This window comes from Affinundibacterium danionis, assembly GCF_042432465.1.
Classification (GTDB): Bacteria; Pseudomonadota; Gammaproteobacteria; order Burkholderiales; family Burkholderiaceae_D; genus Undibacterium; species Undibacterium danionis.
This window is the reverse complement of sequence record NZ_JBHLXJ010000035.1, coordinates 90690-114013: the sequence shown is the minus strand read 5'-3', so window position 1 is coordinate 114013 and position 23324 is coordinate 90690. Positions and strand designations below refer to the sequence as shown.

The window sequence follows — 23324 nt, the reverse complement described above, 5'->3', positions numbered from 1 at the left end:
CTCCATACTACTAATTCTTACCGCCAACTTTTACTATTTTTCTCTCAGCTTACTCAGCCAAACCGAGCCGACATACCAATTAACTTATCCACGAGAAAAAGTTCTGGTCACTCGTTCCAAATGGGCGCGCATTGCGCGACGCGCTGCCGCTGGATCATGCGCCACGATCGCCTCCAAAATATTCCGATGATCAGTTAAAGTTAATTGGCGCAACTCTTCCGTTTGAAAATGTTCTTTTAAGCGATGCCACAAACGACCACGCTGATTCCATAAATATTCCATCGTACCCACCAAGGCGCTGTTACCGGTGGCTCGTGCAATGGCCAGATGAAAATCACGATCTGCGTTTTCATTACTCGCGTAATTTTCGTGATGCTTTTCCATTGCCAATACGGCTTTCAAAATCGCGTCAATCGAGGCATCGGTTGCTACCCGCGCAGCAATCGCGGCAACTTCCGCTTCAATTAATCTACGTGCAGATAACACTTCGAAAGGACCAGGTCCAACTTCAGGTATATCTTCTTCAATTTTTTTCTCGCATATATACACACCTGAACCGCCACGCACCTCGACCACACCGCCTAGCTCCAGTGCCAAGACTGCTTCCCGTAACGAAGCACGACTAACACTTAATTTGGTAGCCAAATCGCGCTCAGACGGCAAGCGCTCACCCGCTGCAATACCTTCATCCTGTATCAAGGCCAGAATACGATCCGCCACCACGCGGTAAAGTCGCGGCTCATGTTCGCTGGTCGAATGTAGTTTCCTGCTCATCGCGGCATCTGTCTTTCTGTGCTGAATTTCTGCGCTGCTGTGCTACTGCGCTACGCCCGCACCTACTTTCAGGTGCTTTTACTCTATGACGTGTCGCTAATTTGCCGCATTTGGTAAGACCATTCTAATGTGGTTAGACCAATTTTGCAATGTGGACTAGCCAAATATTTTTTTTGGTGGCATACTCGCCACATATAAAAGCCCAATATAGGGTTGAAATTGATGTGCCTACGTGCTCATCTCTTTCTGAAACGCCACAAAAATTCACCAAGAAATAGCTCTAACAAGTATCAAAGAGCGAAAGAAAAAAGAGAAGAACACCAGCTAAATAGTGACTCGAATACATGGCATATATGGCATTAAAGACTCAATTAGATTTAGCAAAACTGGTCAGTCCAGTTACTGGTGAAATAAAGGCAAAGAAAAATAAAGAAACAGAACGAGAGGAACAAAATGGCTAGCGATACGACAACAACACCAAGCACAGTTAGCGCCCTATATATACGCATGCATGAGCATGATAATGTCGCGATTGTCGTCAATGATGGTGGGCTGCCGGCTGGTACCCAATTCGCGGATGGCTTGACGCTACTCGAAGCAGTGCCACAGGGTCACAAAGTTGCGCTAAGTAACATCTCACAAGGGGCTGCAATTACCCGTTACAACGTAACGATAGGTTACGCCCAACAAGATATTCCCGCCGGTAGCTGGATACAAGAAGCACTGGTGCAATTACCACCTGCACGCGAGCTAGAAAATCTCCCCATCGCTACCCGCAAAGCGCCTCAACTCCCTGCACTGGAAGGTTATACTTTTCAAGGCTTCCGCAATCCTGATGGAAGCGTTGGAACCCGCAATATTTTGGCGATTACCACCACCGTGCAATGCGTCGCTGGCGTAGTTGAGTATGCGGTCAAACGTATTAAGGAAGAATTGTTGCCTAAGTTTCCGAATGTGGACGATGTAGTCGGACTTGAACACACTTATGGCTGCGGTGTCGCGATTGATGCACCGGATGCCATGATTCCAATTCGTACGGTACGTAATATCAGTCTGAATCCTAACTTCGGCGGCCAGACCATGGTCGTCAGCTTAGGCTGTGAAAAATTACAACCGACCCGCTTATTTCCCAAGGCCGCAATTCCAATTCAACATCTGCAAAATCAACAAAATCTAGCTGCACAGCTAGAACCCGATGTAGTTTGCTTGCAAGACGCAGGACATGTCGGCTTCCAAAGTATGATTAATTCCATACTGCAAACCGCAGAAAAGCACCTGACCCGTCTCAATCAACGTCAGCGCGAAACTTGCCCCGCCTCGGACTTAGTGGTCGGTGTGCAATGTGGTGGCAGTGATGCGTTTTCTGGCGTGACCGCCAATCCCGCAGTTGGCTTCGCCACCGATTTATTAGTTCGTGCTGGCGCAACGGTAATGTTTTCAGAAGTCACCGAAGTACGCGACGGCATTGATCAACTGACCTCACGCGCCGCCACCCCAGAGATCGCCGAAGCAATGATTCGCGAAATGGATTGGTACGATAATTACTTAAAGCGCGGTGGTGTGGATCGCAGCGCGAATACGACGCCAGGTAATAAAAAAGGTGGCTTGTCAAACATCGTAGAAAAAGCCATGGGCTCCATCGTGAAATCGGGTAGCAGTGCCATTACGGGCGTACTGTCACCCGGTGAAAAATTAAGCCAAAAAGGTCTGATCTATGCAGCGACACCTGCCAGTGATTTTATCTGCGGTACGCTACAAATGGCTGCGGGTATGAATTTGCATGTATTTACGACGGGTCGTGGTACGCCTTATGGTTTAGCCGCGGTGCCGGTAGTCAAAGTCGCGACGCGCAATGATCTGGCGCGTCGTTGGCATGATTTAATGGACATCAACGCAGGTCGCATCGCTAGCGGAGAAGCAAGCATAGAGGAATTAGGCTGGGAGCTATTTCATTTCCTGCTTGAAGTCGCGAGTGGAAAGAAAACCTGGGCGGAATACTGGAAGCTGCGTAATGCACTAGTCTTATTTAATCCAGCGCCGATTACCTGATTGAATATCCCGAGGTCGCGGCGTACCTCGTTCATTAAAGCAAAGACAGATTAGACCCAATAAAGCGATCAATTCAGATTAAAGACCTTTCAGATTTAAGACATCATAGAGATCAAAGAGAAATATCATGACCACCACCACACCAACGAGTAAAGCCTTCAATCGCATCCTATTAACCGGCGCTGCGGGCGGCTTAGGACGCATCTTGCGTGAGCGTATCAAACCCTGGGCGAATATCATTCGCCTGAGCGACATCTGCGATATGAGCCCCGCACAAGAAGGTGAAGAAGTCGTGCAATGCGATCTTGCCGATAAAGCCGCCGTTCATGCTCTAATGGAAGGTGTAGATGTCGTGCTTCATTTTGGCGGTATTTCTACCGAAAATAGCTTTGAAGCGATCATGACAGCGAACATTCAAGGCACCTACAATATCTACGAAGCCGTGCACAAAGCAGGCGTCAAGCGTGTGGTATTTGCCAGCTCCAATCATACGGTCGGCTTTTATAAAACGACTGACTATATCGACGCCAATGATCCACGTCGTCCTGATGGCATGTACGGCATTAGTAAATGTTTTGGTGAAGATTTATCGCGCTACTACTATGATCGCTTTGGCATAGAAACCGTTTGCTTGCGCATAGGTTCATCCTTCCCAGAACCGATCAATAAACGCATGATGGTGACTTATTTTAGCTATGACGATTTAGTTGAAATGCTGCGTTGCTGTTTATTCACACCGCGCGTAGGACACACGATTGCTTTTGGAGCCTCCGATAATGCGGCAAGCTGGTGGGATAACCGCCTTGCTAGCCACCTTGGTTACAAAGCCAAAGACAGCTCGAGTCAATTCGCTCATAAATTCCCTGACAGTGGTGACTACCCTGAGAAAGACGACATCACAACGATTTATCAAGGTGGTGGATTTTTGTTGACCGGACCGCAGTACAAATAAGCGCAAGAATCAAAACGCAAAGCGACCGCGCTGCCCTCCAAAAAAACAGCGCTGCGCTGAAGCATCAGAGCACGGAAGCACAAAGAAAAATAGGCAAGAAGAACTCCCAAGACTTCCCTATTCCCCACACTCTTTGTGTTTCTGTGCCCCCAAAGTTTACATACATCGACACGCTATTACGATCAACTCGATAACATCGCATGTTTGGCATTTAGTTATTTCACGGTTATTTAGCTATAATGCGGCTGAAATAAAGAGTCATTCAAATCACTTAAGTTAAAGACCTAATCTGGCAGCTCAGCAAAGTCTGTTTGTATTAAAATTGAATCTCGCTCGCATCGCTCTCTGTCGCAAATCCGCCTCGTCCCACACTTAAATTTTCAGTAAAAATAGCTGTACCAAATAGTGACGAATAACGATTTTAATTCGGCACACTCTGCTCTTTCTACGCCTAATTCCAAACGATCACGCTAAGCTGCATGCAAATGATCGGTACCTCTAATTCCGACGCTAGCACTTCATATAATTCGTCACAGATCTTTTTCCCGCAAGGCGCACTCTGCGTTTTGCAAAATCACATCTAATACTTCGGCAGTTCATTTTTTCAATATGAGCTGCGACATCTTTCTGACTTCCGCGCTCTTCTTTCTCGGCATAGTGAAGCTCAGGATTTTCTGACATCCATCATGGAAAGAAACTATGAAAAATACATTCAACACCGTGCTGCTTGGCCTCGCCATTACGACCGTCTACGCCGCAAGCAACTCAGCTATAGCACAAAATACTTTACGCCCAACTTACGATGCCAAAGCCGTAGCACAGGCATCAGCAGCAAAAGAACCAGCAGGCTTGCGCAGCGCAGCAGAAGCAGGCCTGCGTAGCTTGATCACAGATATAACCAAGGATTTAAAGGCCAACAGCTTACCGGATGCTTTTCCATTCGATGTGAATGATTTATCCGAGTTAAAGAACGCCAAATTGGGTTTAGGTTTTGAAGTATTTAGCGCCCATCCACAAACTCTACTAGCTGGGGGGCGCCCTTTCGAACAAATGTTATTAGGCACTGGGGTTTGGAACTTCGTGGTGCTGAGCGATGACCATCCTATCGCTCTACTTGAGATGGAAAAAGTGAATGGTAAGTGGCAAGTGAACGGCGCTGGTGCGTCCAAGCTAGCCCAAGATGTACAAGCCACTAGCGTAAGTCATGCTGGTAAAAATGCCTTCCGCTTTGTACGCATTTATCAGGCAACTGCTGATTTTATGGAAGTCAAAGACATAGAAGGACGTGCCCGTTACGCGCCTTTGCTAGCCGCTCGCCAATCTTTACGGATGAGTGCGCCTAGCGCAGAGGTCTTGCCCGGTGCCAGTGCAGACGTTCTGCCAGAGCTACAAGAAGCGGTACGCGGTCATTTAGCGCGCTTTGGCAAATGATCCAACTACTCTGACCACCCACAACAACAGTAAAAAAATATAAATCACACTGTCTAGGAGACATAGCAATGAAAAAAATGACGACAATGAGTTTCCAAGCACTGGCATTCGCCAGCTTATTGGGTTTGAGCCAATTCGCTTCGGCTCAAACTTACAATCTAAACGTGCCATTAAAAGTTCAAGAACACAGCCAATGGTGCTGGGCCGGTACTAGTCAAATGGTGCTGAATTTTTTCGGCAAAACACCTAGCCAATGCGCCGAAGTGAATTATGCCAAAGGGATCAACTACGCCTGTGGCAACAGCACTTTCAATTGGAATAGCAATGCCAACCAGCCCAACACCACCAATTCCATCGCCTACATTCTGAACGGTTGGGGAGTTAGCTCCTCCGTTGTAGGCGTCTTATCGCAATCCAATTCCACCTCCCGCATTAACGCCAATCGTCCTTACATCATCTTATGGCAATGGACTGGCGGTGGCGGACACTTTGTCGTGGTCAAAGGCTATAGCGGCAACTACTTGTATATCAACGATCCATGGCCAGGCAACGGCGCCTACACCCGTACCTACGCCAGCACAGTGTCCGCCTCTGATCGCTATTGGTATAACACAGCGGTAACCAATTAATTTTTATCAGGTCGGTACCGACTCCCCTCTCTGTACCGACCTGTAATCGCAAGTATCAGATACTTCCAGCGTTCCCCTCTTCGCTCCAATCACGTCAATTTAAGCGAGCCTCGCGGCGAAAACACGCTACTTGGTCGCACACCACTTTATCCGACTCGAATTCTTGGCTAAGCTTTATACTTAGCGACAAAGATTCACCGTAAGACTTCGCCATATAACAAACTCAAATCAAAACCGGATATTCAAAGCATGACCACCAATTCAGTCCAAAAGCGATCCAAACCGCGAATTTTTACCCTGATGTTCGATATTGGCCAGCTTATTTTTGTCAACACGGCCATCGCCATCTTTTTGACATTCGTGATGAAAGTTGGACCTAGTTTCAGTATGACTTGGGTGTTTTCTATGTTGATCGGTACTTCTATCAACTTGACTATTACCACCATGCGTTGGGTTATCTGGCGTCACAACAAACCACATAGACCCAGTTTTTTACTCATGTGCGCGGCGTCCGCACCGATAGGCTATTACCTAGGTGGCGCGGCTGGCATGCTGATCTATGGTCAAAAAATCCCTAGCTTCTTTTCCATCATGAATCGCGGTAATCTGCCTATCGTCATCATGTGCGTTTTTATTAGTTTATTTGCTGGTATCTTTTTCTGGAACCAATCTAAACTTGCCGAGCTACAAGCAGAACAAGAAAAAGAAAAAGCCCGTACAGCCGCCGTGGAAAAACAAGCATTACAAGCGCAACTGCAATTACTACAAGCGCAAATTGAACCGCATATGCTGTTTAACACGCTCGCGAATCTACAAGGATTGATCGCCATTGATACAGCACGTGCACAACATATGTTGGAGCAATTGATTCGTTATCTGCGTGCTAGCCTAGATTCTTCTAGAACTAAAAAAACCACGTTAAAACATGAATTCGAACTCACCAATTCCTACTTAGAATTGCTAGCAATACGCATGGGAAAGCGTCTCAGCTATCGCACCGACCTACCCGAAACATTAGCCTCACAAGAAATTGCACCTATGCTGATACAACCGCTGGTGGAGAATGCCATTAAGCACGGAGTAGAACCCAAAATGGAAGGTGGCAGCATACAAGTCAGTGCCAGTTTAAAAGGAACAAACCTACAGATTCTGGTTATCGATACCGGTCTAGGCCTACCACCAGATTACAATGAGGCGTACGTCAGCAGTGACAATCGCAGCCATGTTGGCAATGCCAACGTGAGAGAACGCATACTCGCTTTATATGGTCCCGACGCCAGCTTAATTCTGCGCCCCAATCAAGTCGCGGGCGTGGTCGCGCAGTTGACCTTACCAATTACAGAAACCAACTAAATATAGTCGAACAACTCAATCAATCGCTCACTCATTTAATTTAAATTAAATTCAGTCTTACTCTGACCATCCTATTTTTCACACTACCATCATGAATAAAATACGTGCACTGATCGCCGAAGACGAAGAAATTCTCTCATTCACTTTAGTCAAAACTTTAGAAAAACTCTGGCCAGAATTAGACATCGCCTATGTAGCTGCGAATGGCGTAGAAGCTGTTAATCATGCGCTCAAAATTTTTCCTGAAGTGATTTTTCTCGATATTAAAATGCCGGGCAAAACTGGCTTAGAAGTAGCGGAAGAATTAGCAGAAGAATGGCCGGGCGATAAGCCTTTTCCATTGATCGTCTTTGTCACGGCGTATGATGAATTTGCGATTCAAGCTTTCGAACATCAGGCCACCGACTATGTCTTAAAACCGATCAACGACGCACGCATCGCCAAGACCGTGCAGCGTCTGCAAGCCAAGCTAGAAGATAAACAAGAGCGCCCATCTGAACTGGAACGCATGATCGCACAATTGGGCCAACTCAATCCCGCTTTTGCTGGCTTGAATAATCCCTCAGTAGAACGCTTGACCATGATACGCGCAGCGGTCGGCAATCAGATCCGCATGATACCGATAGGCGAGGTGCTGTATTTTGAGGCAACCGACAAATACATCAATGTCGTGACAGCCGATCAATCCAGTTTGATACGGATGAGCTTGCGCGAATTATTGCCGCAACTCGATCAACAACTGTTCTGGCAAATTCACCGCAGCTACATCGTCAATACCCAGCACCTACAATATGCGAGCCGCGATGAAACGGGCAAACTCAGCTTGCATCTCAAAGGCAGCACACAAAAACTACAAGTTAGCCGAGTCTATGCGCATTTGTTTAAGCAAATGTAGAATGCCACTTACCCATAGAACTTACGCACCATATAAAGACTTTTTATGCAAAATATCACTTGGCAGATCTGCCGTTTTCAAGAGCTTACAGTTCAACAACTGTACGCCATCTTACGCGCCCGCTCTGCGGTTTTCGTCGTTGAACAAAACTGCCCTTACCTAGACATGGATGACGCTGATCAAGACTCTCAGCATTTGATCGCTTGGAGCGACGATCAACAAGTCGCCGCGTATTTGCGTATCGTTCCACCTGGTTTGAAATATCCAGAAGCGTCCTTAGGTCGCGTCATGACTAGCCAATTTGCACGTGGTACTGGTATCGGTAAAGAGTTACTGAGACGCGGTGTCGCAGCTTGCCAGCAACTACATCCTGAGCATGCAATCCGCATCGGCGCGCAGCAATATTTGGAAAAATTCTATCAATCGTTTGGCTTTGTCACGGTCTCTGACATGTATCTGGAAGATGATATTCCCCATGTAGAAATGCTGTTGTCGGCTTAAGTAAAAATTTAATCCATGCATGATTTTGCATGAATGAGCTTAGTTGAAATTAACTTGAACTTTCGCAGTTTGTCATGAGAGTAATTTGAGAGATAAATTCCCTCCTCGTCTTTAATGGTAGGAGGAGCGCTAGGGTGAAGTTGGGTTTTATCGATGAATGTAAATCTAGCGAGCAAATGACTGAAACCCATCCCCATCCCAGCCTTCCCCTTGAAGGGGAAGGGGTTGCTTGAGAGTACTGCAGAGAGCGCTTCAGAGAGCACCTCAGAAACCACAAAGTCATCCAAGTCGCCTCAATAAGCAAGGAATCTGATCTTACAACTGGTACAAATAATTCAGCTTAATAAATGCCCTACGTCCTGTGCGCAAATTCACATCTTCTGTGCGTTGTACCTGTAACGGGTTTCCTATTAAAGCCAAGTTCTCCTGACGATTGCCATAGCCTGCAATCACACTGGTACCAGGACTCAACAAATAATTAATCTGAAAATCGGTGTTAAGTTGCTTGCCTGACGTGAGCGTGCTCAAGCGCGGATTGCTATCGAGCAGATGATAATCAACAATCAAACGCAAACCCAAAAAGCGATTATGCTGATAGCTCAATTTTGATCGGAGCATCAAATTTCGATACACCAATGCGTCACGACTCGTGGCGTCGGCGGAATTGCGTAAGTCATTCCACAATACTTTTTCTTCAATACGCCATTGCGCATGCGGCTTCAAGGTCACTGTCAAATCCACACTACGGCCTTGCCCCATGAGCCCAGAGATACCATTGGCGGGCGTGTAATTGATGCTATCCATCACGCCCACTTGTGTCATGACACTAAGCCAATCCCACCAACTGGTTCCTGCGTCAAGCATCCATCCCTGCTTACGATAATCACGTCCGGCATAAGTCTCAAAACCGCGTTTAGCGAAGACCTCAAACCAAGAATTGCGACTAAAATCCAGAAATCCTCCAGCACTCATCAACCAATCTTGCAACTGCCCATCTTGATTGCGCGCCGCCTCAGTATTAAAGACTGTACCGACTCTTTGTAAATGCTCGTAGCCCTCTAAATGCCATACATATTTGCCCTCTTGCTGAATTTGCTTCACGTCAGTACGCGGCAAAAATGCCAAGCTCGTCGCAAAATCAGCACTGACATCCAAATACTTCGCCAGCAGCTCTAAATGTTTGCCCTGATGTTTGGCTTCCAGATAATTGAGATGTCCGCTTTGCTTCTGATCACGCTCGTTGAGCTTGGTCTGGCGTTGGCTGCGCGCCAACTGACTTTGAAAAATCCAGTTTTCATCTAGTTGATAACGACCATCCAAACTCAACACTGAATCACGCTCCGCCAACTCGGCATGTTCACTAGATACACGCCTGTCCGTCGCCAGCACACCCACACTCACATCATGCGTCAGGTCATTTTGCACCCGCGCCATTGCAATATGCGCGTTGGCTTTCTTAAACTCCTGATCCTCACCTGCGGCCTGATCATCAATTAATAATCCACCATACGCCCATTGATCAACTCGACCCGTCACTCGCAAACCCGCTTTAGGTTGACTAATGCGACGCGAAAAAAACAAGGGATTTGGCGTCTGAAAAAAACTAGCATTTTCTAAAAAGAAGGGACGCTTTTCAGGGAACAGAACTTCATAACGTTTACCCACCACAATCTGTGGTTCGTCAGAATCAACTTCACTAAAATCAGGTTTAAGTGTGAGATCTATCGCCGTCGAATCACCCAAGACCCATTTCGCATCGAGCCCCACTTGCGCTTTATTATCTTGCTGCCATTGAGGATGTTTAAAATCCTCAGTATTGAGCCAACGAGAGTTACCTAAAAAGACAAAGGGATTAATTTGCGCATTGCGCCCTGCACTCAATTTCTCCGGTATCTGCATACTCGCAAATTGCGGTACGATGCCCGCAATTTTTCTACTAATAGGCGGCCAAAAAGACTCTTCATTCAAGCGTGAAATGATGCGACCTACCGCTACGCCCCAAGTTTGCACATCGCTAGTTTTAAATCGCAAACTCTTCAAGGGAATCGCCATACGTGTAACATAACCATCACTAGTTAGCTCGCCTTCAGATTCCCACTGCGTATCAAAATTATTGTCAGGATCTAATCCCTCGGTGCGCCTAGAATCTAACTGCACACCATAAGGATTTACAAAAAAAATGAAAGAACGGCGCTTGTCATGAAAAGTATCTAGCTCCAACACCACCAAATCATCGCCATCAAAATCCTCACGCTTGGCAATTCGTGCACGTATTAAAGAAGGATCATCCTTCGCCACAAACACCGCATAAAAATGCGTATCGTCATACGACAAATAAGCGGTAGTCGCTTGTGTCGCCGGCGCCCCGTCAGTGGGTGATCGCTGCGTGAATTCACTAATCGCAAAGCCAGCATCAGCAGGCACACCACTCGCATAGTCGCGCAATTGAGGCGGCGTTTTTGCACGCGGTATCGTCACCTTATTTTGCGTCGGCAATTGTTCCGCTGCTTTGGCCTTGGCCTCTGCCCTAGCCTCTATCGTTTTCTCTACCTGCGTCTGCGCATCAGCGCACGCACCAGCGAAACATAGATTCAACGCAATAACTAACTTTTTCAACATAGAATTCTCAACTCAAAATCGGCACGAACCGAAGATATCTCGCGCCCAACATAAAAGGCTGGCATTTTAAAGGATGTGATTAGAATATAAAAAAATATTAAAGTTCAAACAAGGACGTACTCCGACAGTGCAAGTGGCGTAAATAAGTCGTGTCGAACCAGAAAAAATCAAACTTTTAGGGCGGGTAGCGAATAGATTACAGATTGATTATCAGGTTGACCGTGCATATTAACTAACGCTACGATGCAGTGCGACCACATCCGCCTGAGTGTTGTATCGATTCAGTACGTCGCTACCCAAGGATGACTTATGGAAAGCTAAGTGCGTAGACAATTTAGCCCAAACTTAGCGAAATAAAGTGGAAAAATCATGAAGAACATTATCAAATTGATCGGGCTAATATACCTACTTCCGGCCTCGCTCTTGGTCTGTAACACAACATTCGCACAGAACAAAAGCTTCAGCCTAGGTGGCCTGCGCTTACACAGTAGCACAGCAGAGCTCAAAGCCAATTTTCCACATTCCGCGATTGATACACAAGAAAGAAGCACCTATATCCGCATCGACAAACGCGACGTCAAAGACAGCGTCACCAGTGCCAACTATACGATCCAAAACAAACGAGCAACCCACTTACAGCTGCGTTTTGAATACCAATTCGAAACACCCAAATCGGATGCCTTTCACCACAACGACTTCAACACCCATCCCCCCTGTGAACCACTGCTCAAGCAACTCACCCAGACTTACGGCAAACCCTACGGCCCATTTGATGGCAACGAAGAAGGCTTACGCTACAAGGAATATGTTTGGGATAATGACACAGAAAAATTGATCTACTTTTGCGCCCGTCACTTCCAAGACAGCAAGAAAAACCTATGGGCAGCGGGACTCGTCATTGCGCCCAACAAACCTGGTAACTGCATGCACAAGAGTTGCACGGAACCATAAACAAGCGCTTGATTTGAACGCTATTGTCCCAACTGCATTCGACTCTATTGCATCAAGCCTTCAAATTTCTGCGATTAAGGACGCTAAACAAGCGTTGAACAAGCGTTGAACATGCTTTAAACAAGCTTTAAGCGCAATATCTCAACAAAAAACCACTCAAGCCCCCAAGCAATACGCGTCAAATCCTGCCAAAAGCGCCTAAATTTGCTGCGCTACGGTAAAATGCTTGCCAATATTCAATCTAAACTTACCTCTAATTTGTATCCTTTTTGTAAAGAATTAAGCAATGAGCAACGACAAAAAAACTGATAACAAAAACACGGAAGCCCCAGTCATCTCCAACTTCTTACGCGGCATCATCGACCGCGATCTAGCCGAAGGCAAATACACACGCGATGGCTTACCGAATGTGATCACGCGTTTCCCGCCTGAACCAAATGGCTATTTGCACATCGGCCATGCCAAATCGATTTGCTTGAACTTTGGTTTAGCACGTGACTACCAAGGTCGCTGCCACTTGCGTTTCGACGACACCAATCCAGAAAAAGAAGATCAAGAATACGTCGACACCATCATGGACAGTGTCAAATGGTTGGGCTTCGATTGGAACTATGGCGAAAAGAATGGTGACGCATACACGGGCGGCAGCCACCTCTACTACGCCAGCAACTACTTCGACACCTTCTATGCGATTGCCGAATACTTGATCGAAGCAGGCCACGCCTATGTTGATAGCCAAAGCGCTGAAGACATGGCCGCGAATCGTGGTGACTTCTCCAAGCCAGGTGTGAACTCACCTTTCCGCGATCGCCCAACAGCTGAATCTCTAGATTTATTCCGCCGTATGAAGGCTGGTGAATTTGCCGATGGTGCTCACATCTTGCGCGCCAAGATCGATATGGCATCACCGAACATGAACATGCGCGACCCAGCGATCTATCGTATTCGTCACGCGCACCACCACAATACCGGCGACAAATGGTGCATCTATCCGATGTACGATTACGCGCATCCACTCGAAGACGCGATTGAAAACATCACGCACTCGATCTGTACTTTGGAATTCCAAGATCACCGTCCGTTCTACGACTGGATCATCGCCCGTGCCGCCGAAGGTGGTTTCTTCAAACAACCGGTGCCACAACAATACGAATTCGCGCGTTTGAATTTGACCTATGTCGTCACCTCCAAACGTAAGCTGCGCCAACTCGTCGAACAAAACATCGTCAGCGGTTGGGACGATCCACGCATGCCAACCATCGTCGGTATCCGTCGTCGCGGCTACACACCAGAAGCGATTCAACTCTTCTGCGACCGCATCGGTGTTTCCAAGTCGGACGGCTGGATCGACTACAGCACTTTAGAAGGTGCACTGCGTGACGACCTCGACCCAAAAGCACCACGTGCCACCGCCGTCTTGCGTCCACTCAAACTGATCATCGACAACTTCCCAGAGGGTGAAAAAGTCGGATGCACCGCACCTATCCATCCACACCACCCAGAGCTCGGCAACCGTGAATTCACGATCAGCAAAGAACTGTGGATAGAACAAGAAGATTTCATGGAAGAACCAACAAAAGGCTACTTCCGCCTCTTCCCTGGCAACAAAGTGCGCTTGCGTTACGGCTACGTGGTCGAATGCACCGGCTGCGACAAAGATGAAAACGGCAACGTTATCGGCGTGCATTGCAACTACTTCCCGGACAGTAAATCCGGCACAGAAGGCAGCGCCAATTACAAAGTCAAAGGCAACATCCACTGGGTTAGCGTGTCTGATTCCTTAGAAGTCGAAGTACGTTTGTACGACCGTTTATTCACCGATGCAAATCCAGATGCAGGCGGCAAAGACTTTATGGCTTTGTTGAATCCGTCATCGTTAGAAACGATCCGTGCTTATGTTGAACCAGGCATGGTCAACGTCGAACCAGATACCCGTTTGCAGTTTGAACGCCATGGTTATTTTGTGGCAGATCGTGTGGATTCTGTGAAGGGTAAGCCTGTGTTTAATCGGGTTACTACTTTGAAGGATTCTTGGGGGAAGTAAGAATAGTTAATTTATTCTCGATAAGCCAACGAAATTGATAAGGACGCATATGTTATCTCAGAACGAACTCCAATTATTGCTTACCGATATGGAGTCGGATCGAATCGAGCGAACAGAGTCGGTGAACAATACTGAAAAATTTTGCCAAGCTATCTGTGCATTTGCAAATGATCTTCCAAATCATCGAAAAGCAGGATACCTTTTGATCGGAATTAAAGACGATGGCAGTTTTTCAAACTTGAAGGTCACTGACGAATTATTGAAGAATCTTGCAGCAATCAGAGCCGATGGAAATGTCTTACCTCAGCCAGCATTAACGGTCTCCAAATTTTCTTTTGATGAAGGTGATATTGCAGTCGTTGAGGTGCGGCCTTCTGATTTGCCCCCTGTTCGATATAAAGGGCGCGTCTGGATCAGGGTGGGGCCACGCAAAGCAATTGCAAATGAACAGGAAGAACGTATTCTCTCTGAACGCAGGGTCGCATTAGCTAGGTCATTTGATGCTCGACCTTGCGTGGAAGCGAAGATAGATGATTTAGCCTTGGGTCAATTCGACGCATATCGTAGACAAACCATCGATCCCGAAACAATTCTCGCAAATCATCGCCCTATCGAGCTACAGTTGAGTTCCCTGAGACTCTTTGACCCAGATCGAAATTGTTCGACTTTTGCGGGCATCCTATTGTTTGGAAAAAATCCTAGATATTTCCTTCCCGGAGCATATATCCAATACTTGGAACTGAGTGGAACTAGCTTAACGGACATACCAAAGCAACAAGCGGAGATATCTGGCGACCTCGTTTCTGTGATGCATGAACTTAGCTTGCGACTTAAATCGATCATAAAAACAAAGATAGAGAAAGTTTCAAATATAAAAGAACGGCAAGTGTCAAACTATCCCGAAACAGCTGTGAGAGAATTACTTATGAATGCTGTGATGCATCGCAATTATGATAGTAATACGCCTATTCGATTCTATGTATTTAGCGACCATATTGAAATACACAGCCCAGGAGGGCTTTATGGCGAAGTGACAGTCGAAAATTTTCCAAATAGAAATAGTTATCGCAATCCAATTATTGCCGAAGCAATGAAATCCCTTGGTTTTGTTAATCGATTTGGGTATGGCGTACAAAGAGCACAAGCGGTACTTGCGGATAACGGCAGTTCACCTGCGGAATTTATTTTTGATGAACATACCGTCTTAGTGAAAATAACCGAGAGACCAGAATGAAAACGATTGCTTTTTTTAACAATAAAGGCGGTGTGGGAAAAACCTCTCTGGTTTACCATCTCGCCTGGATGTTCGCCGACCGTGGAATCAGGACAATTGCTGTAGATTTGGATCCCCAAGCAAATCTAACTGCAATGTTTCTAAACGAATCAAAACTCGAAAAAATATGGCCAGACAATGGACACCCTGAAACCATTTTTGGTTCTATTGAGCCGATTCAACGGGGGTTGGGAGACATCGCGAAACCTAATATCGAAAAGATATCTGACAAATTAGGTCTTATCCCTGGCGATCTAGCACTCTCTAATTTCGAAGATAAATTGTCTGAAAGCTGGCCTAAATGTCATAATCGCGATGAGGCTGCATTTCGAGTTATGACAGCGTTTTATCGACTAATTAGCGCAGCGTCTGATGAATTTAATGCTGAACTAGTTCTTATTGATGTCGGCCCCAATTTGGGCGCAATCAACCGAAGTGCAATTATCGCTTCGGATCAAGTTATTCTTCCGTTAGCACCAGATCTATTTTCATTGCAAGGTCTAAAAAATCTGGGGCCAACACTTAGGGCTTGGCGAAGTGCTTGGAGTGAACTTACTCCAAAAGCGCCAAAAGACCTCTTAATTCCAAACGGATCAATGGCTCCAGCAGGTTACATAGTCATGCAACATGGAATTCGCGATTCACGTCCAGTGAAAGCCTACCAAAGATGGTTAGATCGAATACCTACAATTTATCGGTCCGCGGTGCTTGACACTGATTTTTCTACTGTCCCAGCCATCGAAAACGACGAATTTAGCTTGGCGAAATTAAAACACTACCGAAGTCTGATGCCGATGGCAATGGAAGCCAATAAACCGATTTTCTTTCTAAAATCATCTGACGGAGCTATCGGTGCACATATGGAAGCGGTGAATGATTGTTATCTTGATTTCTTGGAATTAGCAAAAAAAATTGGTAAGGGTGTAGGCATCACTGTTAATTGAGAATATCAACAACCGCGATCAGAGTCACCCATTAACTCCCAGCCATGTACGAACGGGGTCAGTTCTAACATTACGACAAACCCCAAATAAATCGCCTTGTTCTATCCCAAGAAAAACCTTCTATAATCAAAAAACGCAGTGACAATCTAGGTGAGAAAATGAGCACTTTACTCGGCAAAATTAAACAACTCGATATCGCTGAACGGATTCAGTTAGTAGAAGATTTGTGGGATAGCGTTGCCACTCGTAGTTCTGACTTTCCGATTACCGAAGCACAAAAAACAGAGCTTGATCGTCGCTTAGCTAAGCGTGCATCAGCAAAGCCTGTAGGTATCAGTCTCGATCAAATAGCCCAAAAACTTGGCGTCAGCATATGAGTTTTTCGGTCGTTTTTGAACCGGATGCAGAACTTGAAATCATTGAAGCTTTTCAATGGTATGAAGAACAGTCCTTCGGCTTAGGCGGCGAATTTCTCAGAGCGGTAAAACAAAACGAAGCAGTGCTGGCACGTAATCCATTTCAATACCAAATTCAATACAGAGAAGTACGCCGCGCCTTCCTTCGACGTTTCCCAAATGCTTTGCATTATGTCGTTGAAGAAAATACGGTATCGGTGCTGGCGTGCTTTCATTTTCGTAGAGATCCTAAAAGCTGGGACTGATTTTTTGGATTTATTCGACATTTTCGAACCGCACTTTTTCAGCGTTCTTAATAAAGCTCCAGACTCAGGGTTATCTTAGCAATGTTTGTTAAGTTTGGCTCAGTAACATCGCATTCACTCAGGAGCTTATTGCCTTGGGAGTGAAGATGGGCGGCATAATTTTCCACCTGATGTGATTGCACGATGTTATGTGCGTAGTATACAAAACTTCCGTGATTTGTATTTGCCGCTTGTAGACAAGTGAAGTGTGTTCGACAACTCCGGCATTGATCATACAAAAATAGCAGCTGAAGCAGAAAATGGCGAGTTGAAAATTTATGAGGAAACGCTATGGAACAGCATCAAAAATCAATAGACGCCCCTATCGCAGCCAAGTTGCGTGATACCGCAGCACTTGAAAAAGTGATGCAACAAGCGGTCGCTGAAGCAGTAGAAAAAGCACGCAAACTATACTATCGACAGTCGCCTTCTGTTCAGGAAGATGCGACTGAATACAAACCTAATTAAGTCATGCAGAAGAGACAAGGACCGATATCGACTTAAAACGATGCAGCCCCTTTTTAATCATTTGCATATCCGGATTTCAATCGAGGTAAAAATTTAAATGAATAAAATTCTATTCGCATTTAGCTCACTTCTCGTCTTATTAATATCTGGTTGTTCAAGCATGCAAGACAACTATTTCCAGATAATTTGCCACAAAGATGCAGGCATAAAAATTCATCGAGTTGTGGAAAATGTCGATTCTATTTTCCTGATGCAATTACCCGATCAATATGGAAATCGTAGTTGCCCATTTTTATATGACAAACATGGCAATTGGAACGGTTCAATTAGCTGCTGGAACACCAGATATGATCGATGGCTGTTTGACTACCCGAGCAACATTCTGGTCACCAAACTACAAAACGGACGTTACGGAGAATTAACACCCGCTACTGGATATGTTTTTGAAAGCGTGGCCTTAAAGGAAACTATTGAACAATACGTTCGCATAGAGTCAGAAATTGTACTGACTAAAGAATGTAAAACTTTTTTTTGTTATAACGAACTTGAAATAAGAAAGGAAGTGTTTCCCCTTAAGGAAATATCCAGCAAATATGGATTTACGTGGAGGGAAATCCATCCGCCAAATTTCTCAAAGCGAATTGTTGGTATTGAAATGAATATTCTCGAAATTCAATCTGGCGAGGTCTTAGCTACAGCAAAAGACTACGTCTCAGACAGCGAAATCTTAGGTTACGGAAAAAGAGGAGGAAGTAGATCATCTTGCAAAAAACCAGACGGCTCCTATACACCGATACATGCAGAAGATTTAATATTACAAGTCCTTAAGCCACCATTGAAGCCGATGAGAAAAGTCTATTAATCCGAGAATCAGTCATGTAGGGCGGGTGCAACCCACGCTGCAACTACGCTCAAGGATTTATCGCTCCAATTTTCTTTCATGGTTCAAAGTCACCAATCGGCATTTTGAACCTGCTGGCGGCGCGGGTTGCACCCGCCCTACATTTTTCATCTTCATTTCACTCCCAGCTAAATTCGCTCATCTTTGTGTCGAGGACGGAAAGATTCACACAAATTTTGAGAAGCACGGGGTCAGGCCTTACATTTGACATTTCAAGTAAACCGACCCAGGCCCAAGTCTTGAAATGAAATGCGTTGGCACAAAGGCTGCCCGGATTGAGAATGAAGCGTGCACCTATATCGACGCAATGATTTTCGTCAAATAATCACGATACGCCTCGCTCAGAGGCAGTGCTTCATCTTTCACAAGCGCACGTCTAAGTACCGACACGGTTTCGCCCGTTTTTTGATTGACTCCTGAACTCACCTGCTCTTGCCAATAAAAACCCGTGCCGCGTTTTTGCCAAGCTGGTAAATCTTCGAAACAAATACCACGCTCGCTGAGTAAGTCACACTTCTGTTCTAAAGTGAGTTTGGCTATTTGCGCTTGCGCGACATTCGGCGCGACGCCTTCCGACCTTAGTCGCCAATAACAATGGGCATTGAGGCAGTTTCGATGCGCATCCTCGTGGCGCCAACTGAAATAATCCATCACCAAGGCCGCGTCATCCAACTGGCTCACACGCGAATCAAACGCCGCATGGACACCCATCGCTAATGAAAAACATGCGCTGGCTTCGCCTGCGGTGACCGACAATATTTTTCGTAACTTACGACCATAGGTATGGTCCTTGGGATGAAGTAAAATCGAAATCTCATCGCTTTGTACGTAGCCATATATTGCACGAAATCCCGCTTGCATCAGATGTGCGGTGGTGTGCCACATCGCGTCGCGAAATCGTTCATCGAAAGGTATCGTTAGCGGCAGCGTTTCTTTCGTTAAGCGTGTGAAACCACGACCATCTAGACGCACCACCATCCAGACATCAGCGGCTACCGTTTGATCATCCTGCGTCTCAAACAGGCGCATTTTTTTATCAAGATCATCAAACTTCATGTTTTACCTCAGAGATGCTCAGATCAATCGAGCGTTCCAAATTGTAACGATGGTGATCCAAAGTATGTACGCGGTGGATCTCATGAAAACCTTCTTCGTAACTCGGTGTTATAAATTGTTTGGCAATCGATGCGATACCGACACGAGACACCCTCGCCGTACCGGTTCGTAGATCATTGCGCGCGAGAGCTTCTTCAAATGGGGCACAGAACCAATAACAAATCACTTGGTAACGAGCCTGCAACGCCGCTTGAATATACAAACTTCGACTCAGCACATCAGGATTTGTATTATCAATCACCAGTTTAGCCTTGGCCTGAAGCGCCGCCTCCAACAGCAAGCGCTCGCGCTCACGCGTCTTCAACATATCGAGATTGAGACGAATGTGTGTGTCGACGTGATGTAATTTGTAGTAAGTCGATTTACCAGCCCCCGGCAAGCCGCAATACAGTAGGAGTTCCATGGGTACATATTAGTTTTAAATACGCCATCATATCTTACTAAAGCGTGTTTGAACGTGTCTTAGCGGGCTTTAACAAGTCCCATTCTCGACACGCTACGATATTTTTAGTCTTCATTTCACTCGCGGCTAAATCCGCTCATCTTTGTGTCGAGGACGGAAAGATTCACACAAATTTTGAGTGCTATAAATTCAAGGTTATTGGTAATACTTAACCACCGCATGTGACTCGACGAATTGAAGTTTGCCCCAGTTTGCTTTCACCACGTCGCGTTGGGTACTACGTGCATCGAGTAACGGTCTCTGCTCGGTTCCAATGCGCATCTCTAATAAGACTTCAACCTCTGCCGATTTTTTATCGGCCGCGACATTGACAGACTGTACTGTCATTTCCAAGTTGGTATAGAGCTCCTGCCCAACTTGAGCTTCTAACTTCTGTTTTGTCTCGCGAAATTCATCCACCGCTGCACAGGCCTTGGCTTTATTCAAGGTTTGAATCGCAGGGGTGACATGTGATTGATAACGTGCCTCACCAGTTAATTTTTCATGAAAAAAGTCACACACTGCCTTCGCATCACCACGGTCAAAGGCGGACATGTAGTCGCGATACATGGCTTGCACTTTGTCTTCATCGACTTTTTTTCCACCAACTAAGCCATACCATGCTACGGCGGCCGCACCCGCCAATACCAAAATCAACTTCGCAATCATTTACGCTTCTCTCACTTTTCAAAAAACATGATCATCAGACTTTCACTATTATGTTCAAGCTACACGATTTAGTGCTATCCGGCAACTGAGCACATACTTTATATCTCAGATCTGACGCTGCAACCGGTCAAAATAAGAAAGTAGAAGCATATAGAAAGTCGGGGCAGATTTTGGCATATAACATTTAATCAAAGACAGTCAATTTAAGACTTGATAGCACGCTCTTCCAGAGATGCTCTGCTAGCAGTTGGCTAGCATCAATGGTAGAACTTGACTAACATCAGAAATATCTTAGATCTGCATTACCCGACTGCGAGTTGCATTACCCCAGGAGATCAATGAGCATTTTTTGCTGGCTGGTTCACTAATGACTTTTTTATATTTAGCAATTAAAATGCCAAAAAATTTATTTTCACTCTCTTCATTTAACCGGAGTCAATATGAAATTGTTTCATCAACTTGCTGCTGTTTCGTTTGCGTTAAGTGTTACCAATCCTGTATGGGCAGCCGAAAAGCCTAGTGACATTGTTGGTGTCAAGCTAGGAATGACTGCTGATCAAGTCAGAATGGCTTTAAAAGCACACGACCCTAATATGAAAATTGTGGACTATGCGAGTTGGAAAGCTGCGCCAGGCGTGCCAGCTTCTTTGGCTAAAATTCGTGGCTGCGGCACACCTATGCCCGGCGGTGTCGGTCCATACGACGTTTGCAAGGATGCGGTCGACGTAAGTTTTGGTCACATATCTAAAAAAGCTATTTTTATTAAGCGCCAAGTTCGCTTTGATAACAACACCATGCTAGTAAAAAATGTAGTAGATAGCTTAGTTGAAAAATTTGGCGCGCCAAGCTTTACCAGAGACACTTCACATATATGGGCCTATGGCACCGATGGCGCCGCCATTAAAAGCATCGATTGTGCAATTTCAGATTTGAATCTTCCTTTCGCAGAGCATCGAGCATATTGTGCCAATGTTTATTCGGCCTACATCAGACAAGGCGCAGGCAACTTTGCTACGGAAATGCACGTCAATATCTACCAAAGTAAATTATTCTTTGAAGAACAAGCGGCATTCAATAATGCAGTTAACGCTGACCGAGCCGACAAAGAGAAAGCAGCGAAGGAAAATAAAGTTAAGCTCTAGGCTTTAGACTTAAAGCAGCAAGTTACAAACGAGAGGGTCAAAGCCCCTCTCTATCCATTCTTAGACTAGATTCTTGATCAATTATCAGAACCAAAAACTTTCGTTGAAAGACACAAACAACGATTGATAGCGACAAGATATTTAGATGAGTTTTGCGCTTGTCACAGTTCATTTTCTACCCCAATTAACCTAAACTCCGAGTACGATATTTCACGCTTTCCACAGGTTTAGGCCAAGCTGAATCTAGCTTGGCCATTTACATCACGCATACTTTTCAACATGCTCCCAGATTGCCTTAAGAAATTCAAATAAAGCTGAACGTAATCACTACGCAAATTTATTGCACCACAATCTCAACCCGTCGATTCATTGCACGTCCTTCTTCGGTTTTATTCGTCGCAATAGGTGCGAAGTTAGCCACGCCTTTGGCGATGAGGCGGCGCTTATCTATGCCAGCTTGAATTAAGGCCTGCACAATGCTTTGAGCTCTGGCTTGGCTTAAACTGAGATTGCCATCTATGCTGCCGATATTATCGGTGTGTCCGACAACGATGATATTCAAATTACTCTGCGCTTTGAGCGCATTGGCGAGCTCAGTTAATTGTGTTTGACTTTCTGCCTTCAACTCCGTCTTACCTGTATCAAACATCAATCCGTACAAGGATACATGGCCACTATTGACTAAGCTTTGTTTTAAAGCCTCAGCATTCACGTTGACCTGTCCCGTTGGCTGGGCTTTTTCTTCGATAATTTGGATAAAAGTTGACACCATAGGATCGACTTTTTTGCCACCACCGAATGCGAGCGAGTTATACACGAGCACATGGGTCTTCGACACTTTACCGCTGGCCGGAAAACTGCCGACAATCAGGCGCCCTTCTTGATTATCGATCGCATCATAATGACTAAATCCATTGTGATGTCCGTTATCCCATTTGAACTGACGCTCAAAGGGTTTCGCTTGATCACGCCAAGCACGGTACAGGTCTTCACATTTTTGATCGCAGGTGACGCTGACTTGCATACCCGCTTTCAGCAAAGCATCGCGATAATTACGATGAACTTCTAGCGTTGTCTTACCTACAGGCGAAAGATAATGTAGGCGCGTTTCTTTGCCTTCTAGCAGTTTCCACTCCGCCGTTTTAGCACCATCTAGCTTAGCGACCTTAGCTTGAGGTATCGCCGCTTCAGTCCATTCTGTCTGTAAATACCCTGTCATACGAGAACCCTGAAAGCGCTGTATTAACGGATGATCTTGCCCTTTGGGGATATCGCCAATCTGGGCAAAACTTAAAGAACTTACCGAGGCAACAGAGGCCAGTACTACGATTAACGATGCGGTACGCACAACATTCATTATTTTCTTCTTCATAATCAAATAGAGAGTGAACAATGTGGTTATTTTAACAAAATATTTACGATGCTATCATTGTGCATTTAATTAAAAGCCTTAGTGCGTAAAAACATAAAA

22 protein-coding genes are annotated in these 23324 nt (G+C 45.5%); 16 read left to right on the top strand and 6 right to left on the bottom strand.

Annotated elements, in window-relative coordinates:
- Positions 1–84 precede the first annotated feature (84 nt).
- Complete coding sequence (locus ACFFJH_RS19415; RefSeq protein WP_390214722.1) at positions 85–774, bottom strand: FadR/GntR family transcriptional regulator; 690 nt, start codon at positions 772–774, stop codon at positions 85–87.
- Positions 775–1227: 453 nt separating this feature from the next.
- On the opposite strand from ACFFJH_RS19415, the gene garD reads away from it, so the two are divergent.
- The 7 genes from garD to ACFFJH_RS19380 all read left to right on the top strand — a co-directional run bounded on the left by garD (position 1228) and on the right by ACFFJH_RS19380 (position 8584).
- Positions 1228–2823, top strand: a complete 1596-nt coding sequence (gene garD, locus ACFFJH_RS19410; protein ID WP_390214721.1) for a galactarate dehydratase — start codon at positions 1228–1230, stop codon at positions 2821–2823.
- 127 nt (positions 2824–2950) lie between these two features.
- The gene (locus tag ACFFJH_RS19405; protein ID WP_390214720.1) at positions 2951–3775 is read left to right on the top strand and encodes an NAD-dependent epimerase/dehydratase family protein; all 825 of its coding nucleotides are present in this window, start codon (positions 2951–2953) and stop codon (positions 3773–3775) included.
- A gap of 699 nt (positions 3776–4474) precedes the next feature.
- Entirely contained in the window at positions 4475–5206 is a 732-nt protein-coding gene (locus tag ACFFJH_RS19400) for a hypothetical protein (RefSeq protein WP_390214719.1), read from the top strand.
- 68 nt (positions 5207–5274) lie between these two features.
- Entirely contained in the window at positions 5275–5835 is a 561-nt protein-coding gene (locus ACFFJH_RS19395) for a papain-like cysteine protease family protein (RefSeq protein WP_390214718.1), read from the top strand.
- 249 nt (positions 5836–6084) lie between these two features.
- The gene (locus ACFFJH_RS19390) at positions 6085–7188 is read left to right on the top strand and encodes a sensor histidine kinase (RefSeq protein ID WP_390214717.1); all 1104 of its coding nucleotides are present in this window, start codon (positions 6085–6087) and stop codon (positions 7186–7188) included.
- A 91-nt stretch (positions 7189–7279) separates the two neighbouring features.
- Positions 7280–8083, top strand: a complete 804-nt coding sequence (locus tag ACFFJH_RS19385) for a LytR/AlgR family response regulator transcription factor (RefSeq protein ID WP_390214716.1) — start codon at positions 7280–7282, stop codon at positions 8081–8083.
- A gap of 45 nt (positions 8084–8128) precedes the next feature.
- Positions 8129–8584 carry a GNAT family N-acetyltransferase gene (locus tag ACFFJH_RS19380; protein WP_390214715.1) on the top strand — a complete coding sequence of 152 codons (456 nt, stop codon included), beginning with the start codon at positions 8129–8131 and terminating at the stop codon, positions 8582–8584.
- 315 nt (positions 8585–8899) lie between these two features.
- Here the strand turns inward: ACFFJH_RS19380 and ACFFJH_RS19375 are convergent, their stop codons facing one another.
- Positions 8900–11203 carry a carbohydrate binding family 9 domain-containing protein gene (locus ACFFJH_RS19375; RefSeq protein WP_390214714.1) on the bottom strand — a complete coding sequence of 768 codons (2304 nt, stop codon included), beginning with the start codon at positions 11201–11203 and terminating at the stop codon, positions 8900–8902.
- A gap of 369 nt (positions 11204–11572) precedes the next feature.
- Here ACFFJH_RS19375 and ACFFJH_RS19370 point away from each other — a divergent pair, with 369 nt between their 5' ends.
- The 8 genes from ACFFJH_RS19370 to ACFFJH_RS19335 all read left to right on the top strand — a co-directional run bounded on the left by ACFFJH_RS19370 (position 11573) and on the right by ACFFJH_RS19335 (position 18445).
- On the top strand, positions 11573–12154 hold the full coding sequence (locus ACFFJH_RS19370; protein ID WP_390214713.1) for a hypothetical protein: 582 nt from the start codon (positions 11573–11575) through the stop codon (positions 12152–12154).
- 286 nt (positions 12155–12440) lie between these two features.
- Positions 12441–14198 (top strand): glutamine--tRNA ligase/YqeY domain fusion protein, encoded by a 1758-nt coding sequence (locus ACFFJH_RS19365; protein ID WP_390214711.1) that lies wholly within the window; start codon positions 12441–12443, stop codon positions 14196–14198.
- A 49-nt stretch (positions 14199–14247) separates the two neighbouring features.
- Positions 14248–15432 (top strand): RNA-binding domain-containing protein, encoded by a 1185-nt coding sequence (locus ACFFJH_RS19360; RefSeq protein WP_390214710.1) that lies wholly within the window; start codon positions 14248–14250, stop codon positions 15430–15432.
- Positions 15429–16415 carry a ParA family protein gene (locus ACFFJH_RS19355; RefSeq protein ID WP_390214709.1) on the top strand — a complete coding sequence of 329 codons (987 nt, stop codon included), beginning with the start codon at positions 15429–15431 and terminating at the stop codon, positions 16413–16415. The genes ACFFJH_RS19360 and ACFFJH_RS19355 overlap by 4 nt, the downstream gene beginning before the upstream one ends.
- A 158-nt stretch (positions 16416–16573) precedes the next feature.
- Positions 16574–16792, top strand: a complete 219-nt coding sequence (locus tag ACFFJH_RS19350) for an addiction module protein (RefSeq protein WP_390214708.1) — start codon at positions 16574–16576, stop codon at positions 16790–16792.
- Positions 16789–17076 carry a type II toxin-antitoxin system RelE/ParE family toxin gene (locus tag ACFFJH_RS19345; RefSeq protein WP_390214707.1) on the top strand — a complete coding sequence of 96 codons (288 nt, stop codon included), beginning with the start codon at positions 16789–16791 and terminating at the stop codon, positions 17074–17076. Before ACFFJH_RS19350 ends, ACFFJH_RS19345 begins: the two co-directional genes overlap by 4 nt.
- A gap of 330 nt (positions 17077–17406) precedes the next feature.
- Positions 17407–17583, top strand: a complete 177-nt coding sequence (locus ACFFJH_RS19340; protein WP_390214706.1) for a hypothetical protein — start codon at positions 17407–17409, stop codon at positions 17581–17583.
- A 97-nt stretch (positions 17584–17680) separates the two neighbouring features.
- Positions 17681–18445, top strand: a complete 765-nt coding sequence (locus ACFFJH_RS19335; protein WP_390214705.1) for a hypothetical protein — start codon at positions 17681–17683, stop codon at positions 18443–18445.
- Positions 18446–18778: 333 nt separating this feature from the next.
- On the opposite strand, the gene ACFFJH_RS19330 is transcribed toward ACFFJH_RS19335, so the two are convergent.
- The 3 genes from ACFFJH_RS19330 to ACFFJH_RS19320 form a co-directional block, all read right to left on the bottom strand.
- The gene (locus ACFFJH_RS19330) at positions 18779–19540 is read right to left on the bottom strand and encodes a tRNA(His) guanylyltransferase Thg1 family protein (RefSeq protein ID WP_390214704.1); all 762 of its coding nucleotides are present in this window, start codon (positions 19538–19540) and stop codon (positions 18779–18781) included.
- Entirely contained in the window at positions 19530–20003 is a 474-nt protein-coding gene (locus ACFFJH_RS19325; RefSeq protein ID WP_390214703.1) for an AAA family ATPase, read from the bottom strand. Before ACFFJH_RS19325 ends, ACFFJH_RS19330 begins: the two co-directional genes overlap by 11 nt.
- A gap of 195 nt (positions 20004–20198) precedes the next feature.
- Complete coding sequence (locus ACFFJH_RS19320; RefSeq protein WP_390214702.1) at positions 20199–20711, bottom strand: hypothetical protein; 513 nt, start codon at positions 20709–20711, stop codon at positions 20199–20201.
- A gap of 440 nt (positions 20712–21151) precedes the next feature.
- Between ACFFJH_RS19320 and ACFFJH_RS19315 the strand changes: the two genes are divergently transcribed.
- Positions 21152–21853, top strand: coding sequence for a hypothetical protein (locus ACFFJH_RS19315; protein ID WP_390214701.1), 702 nt, complete (start codon positions 21152–21154; stop codon positions 21851–21853).
- A 337-nt stretch (positions 21854–22190) separates the two neighbouring features.
- Here ACFFJH_RS19315 and ACFFJH_RS19310 read toward each other — a convergent pair whose 3' ends face one another.
- Positions 22191–23210, bottom strand: coding sequence for an OmpA family protein (locus tag ACFFJH_RS19310; protein WP_390214699.1), 1020 nt, complete (start codon positions 23208–23210; stop codon positions 22191–22193).
- Positions 23211–23324: the final 114 nt, after the last annotated feature.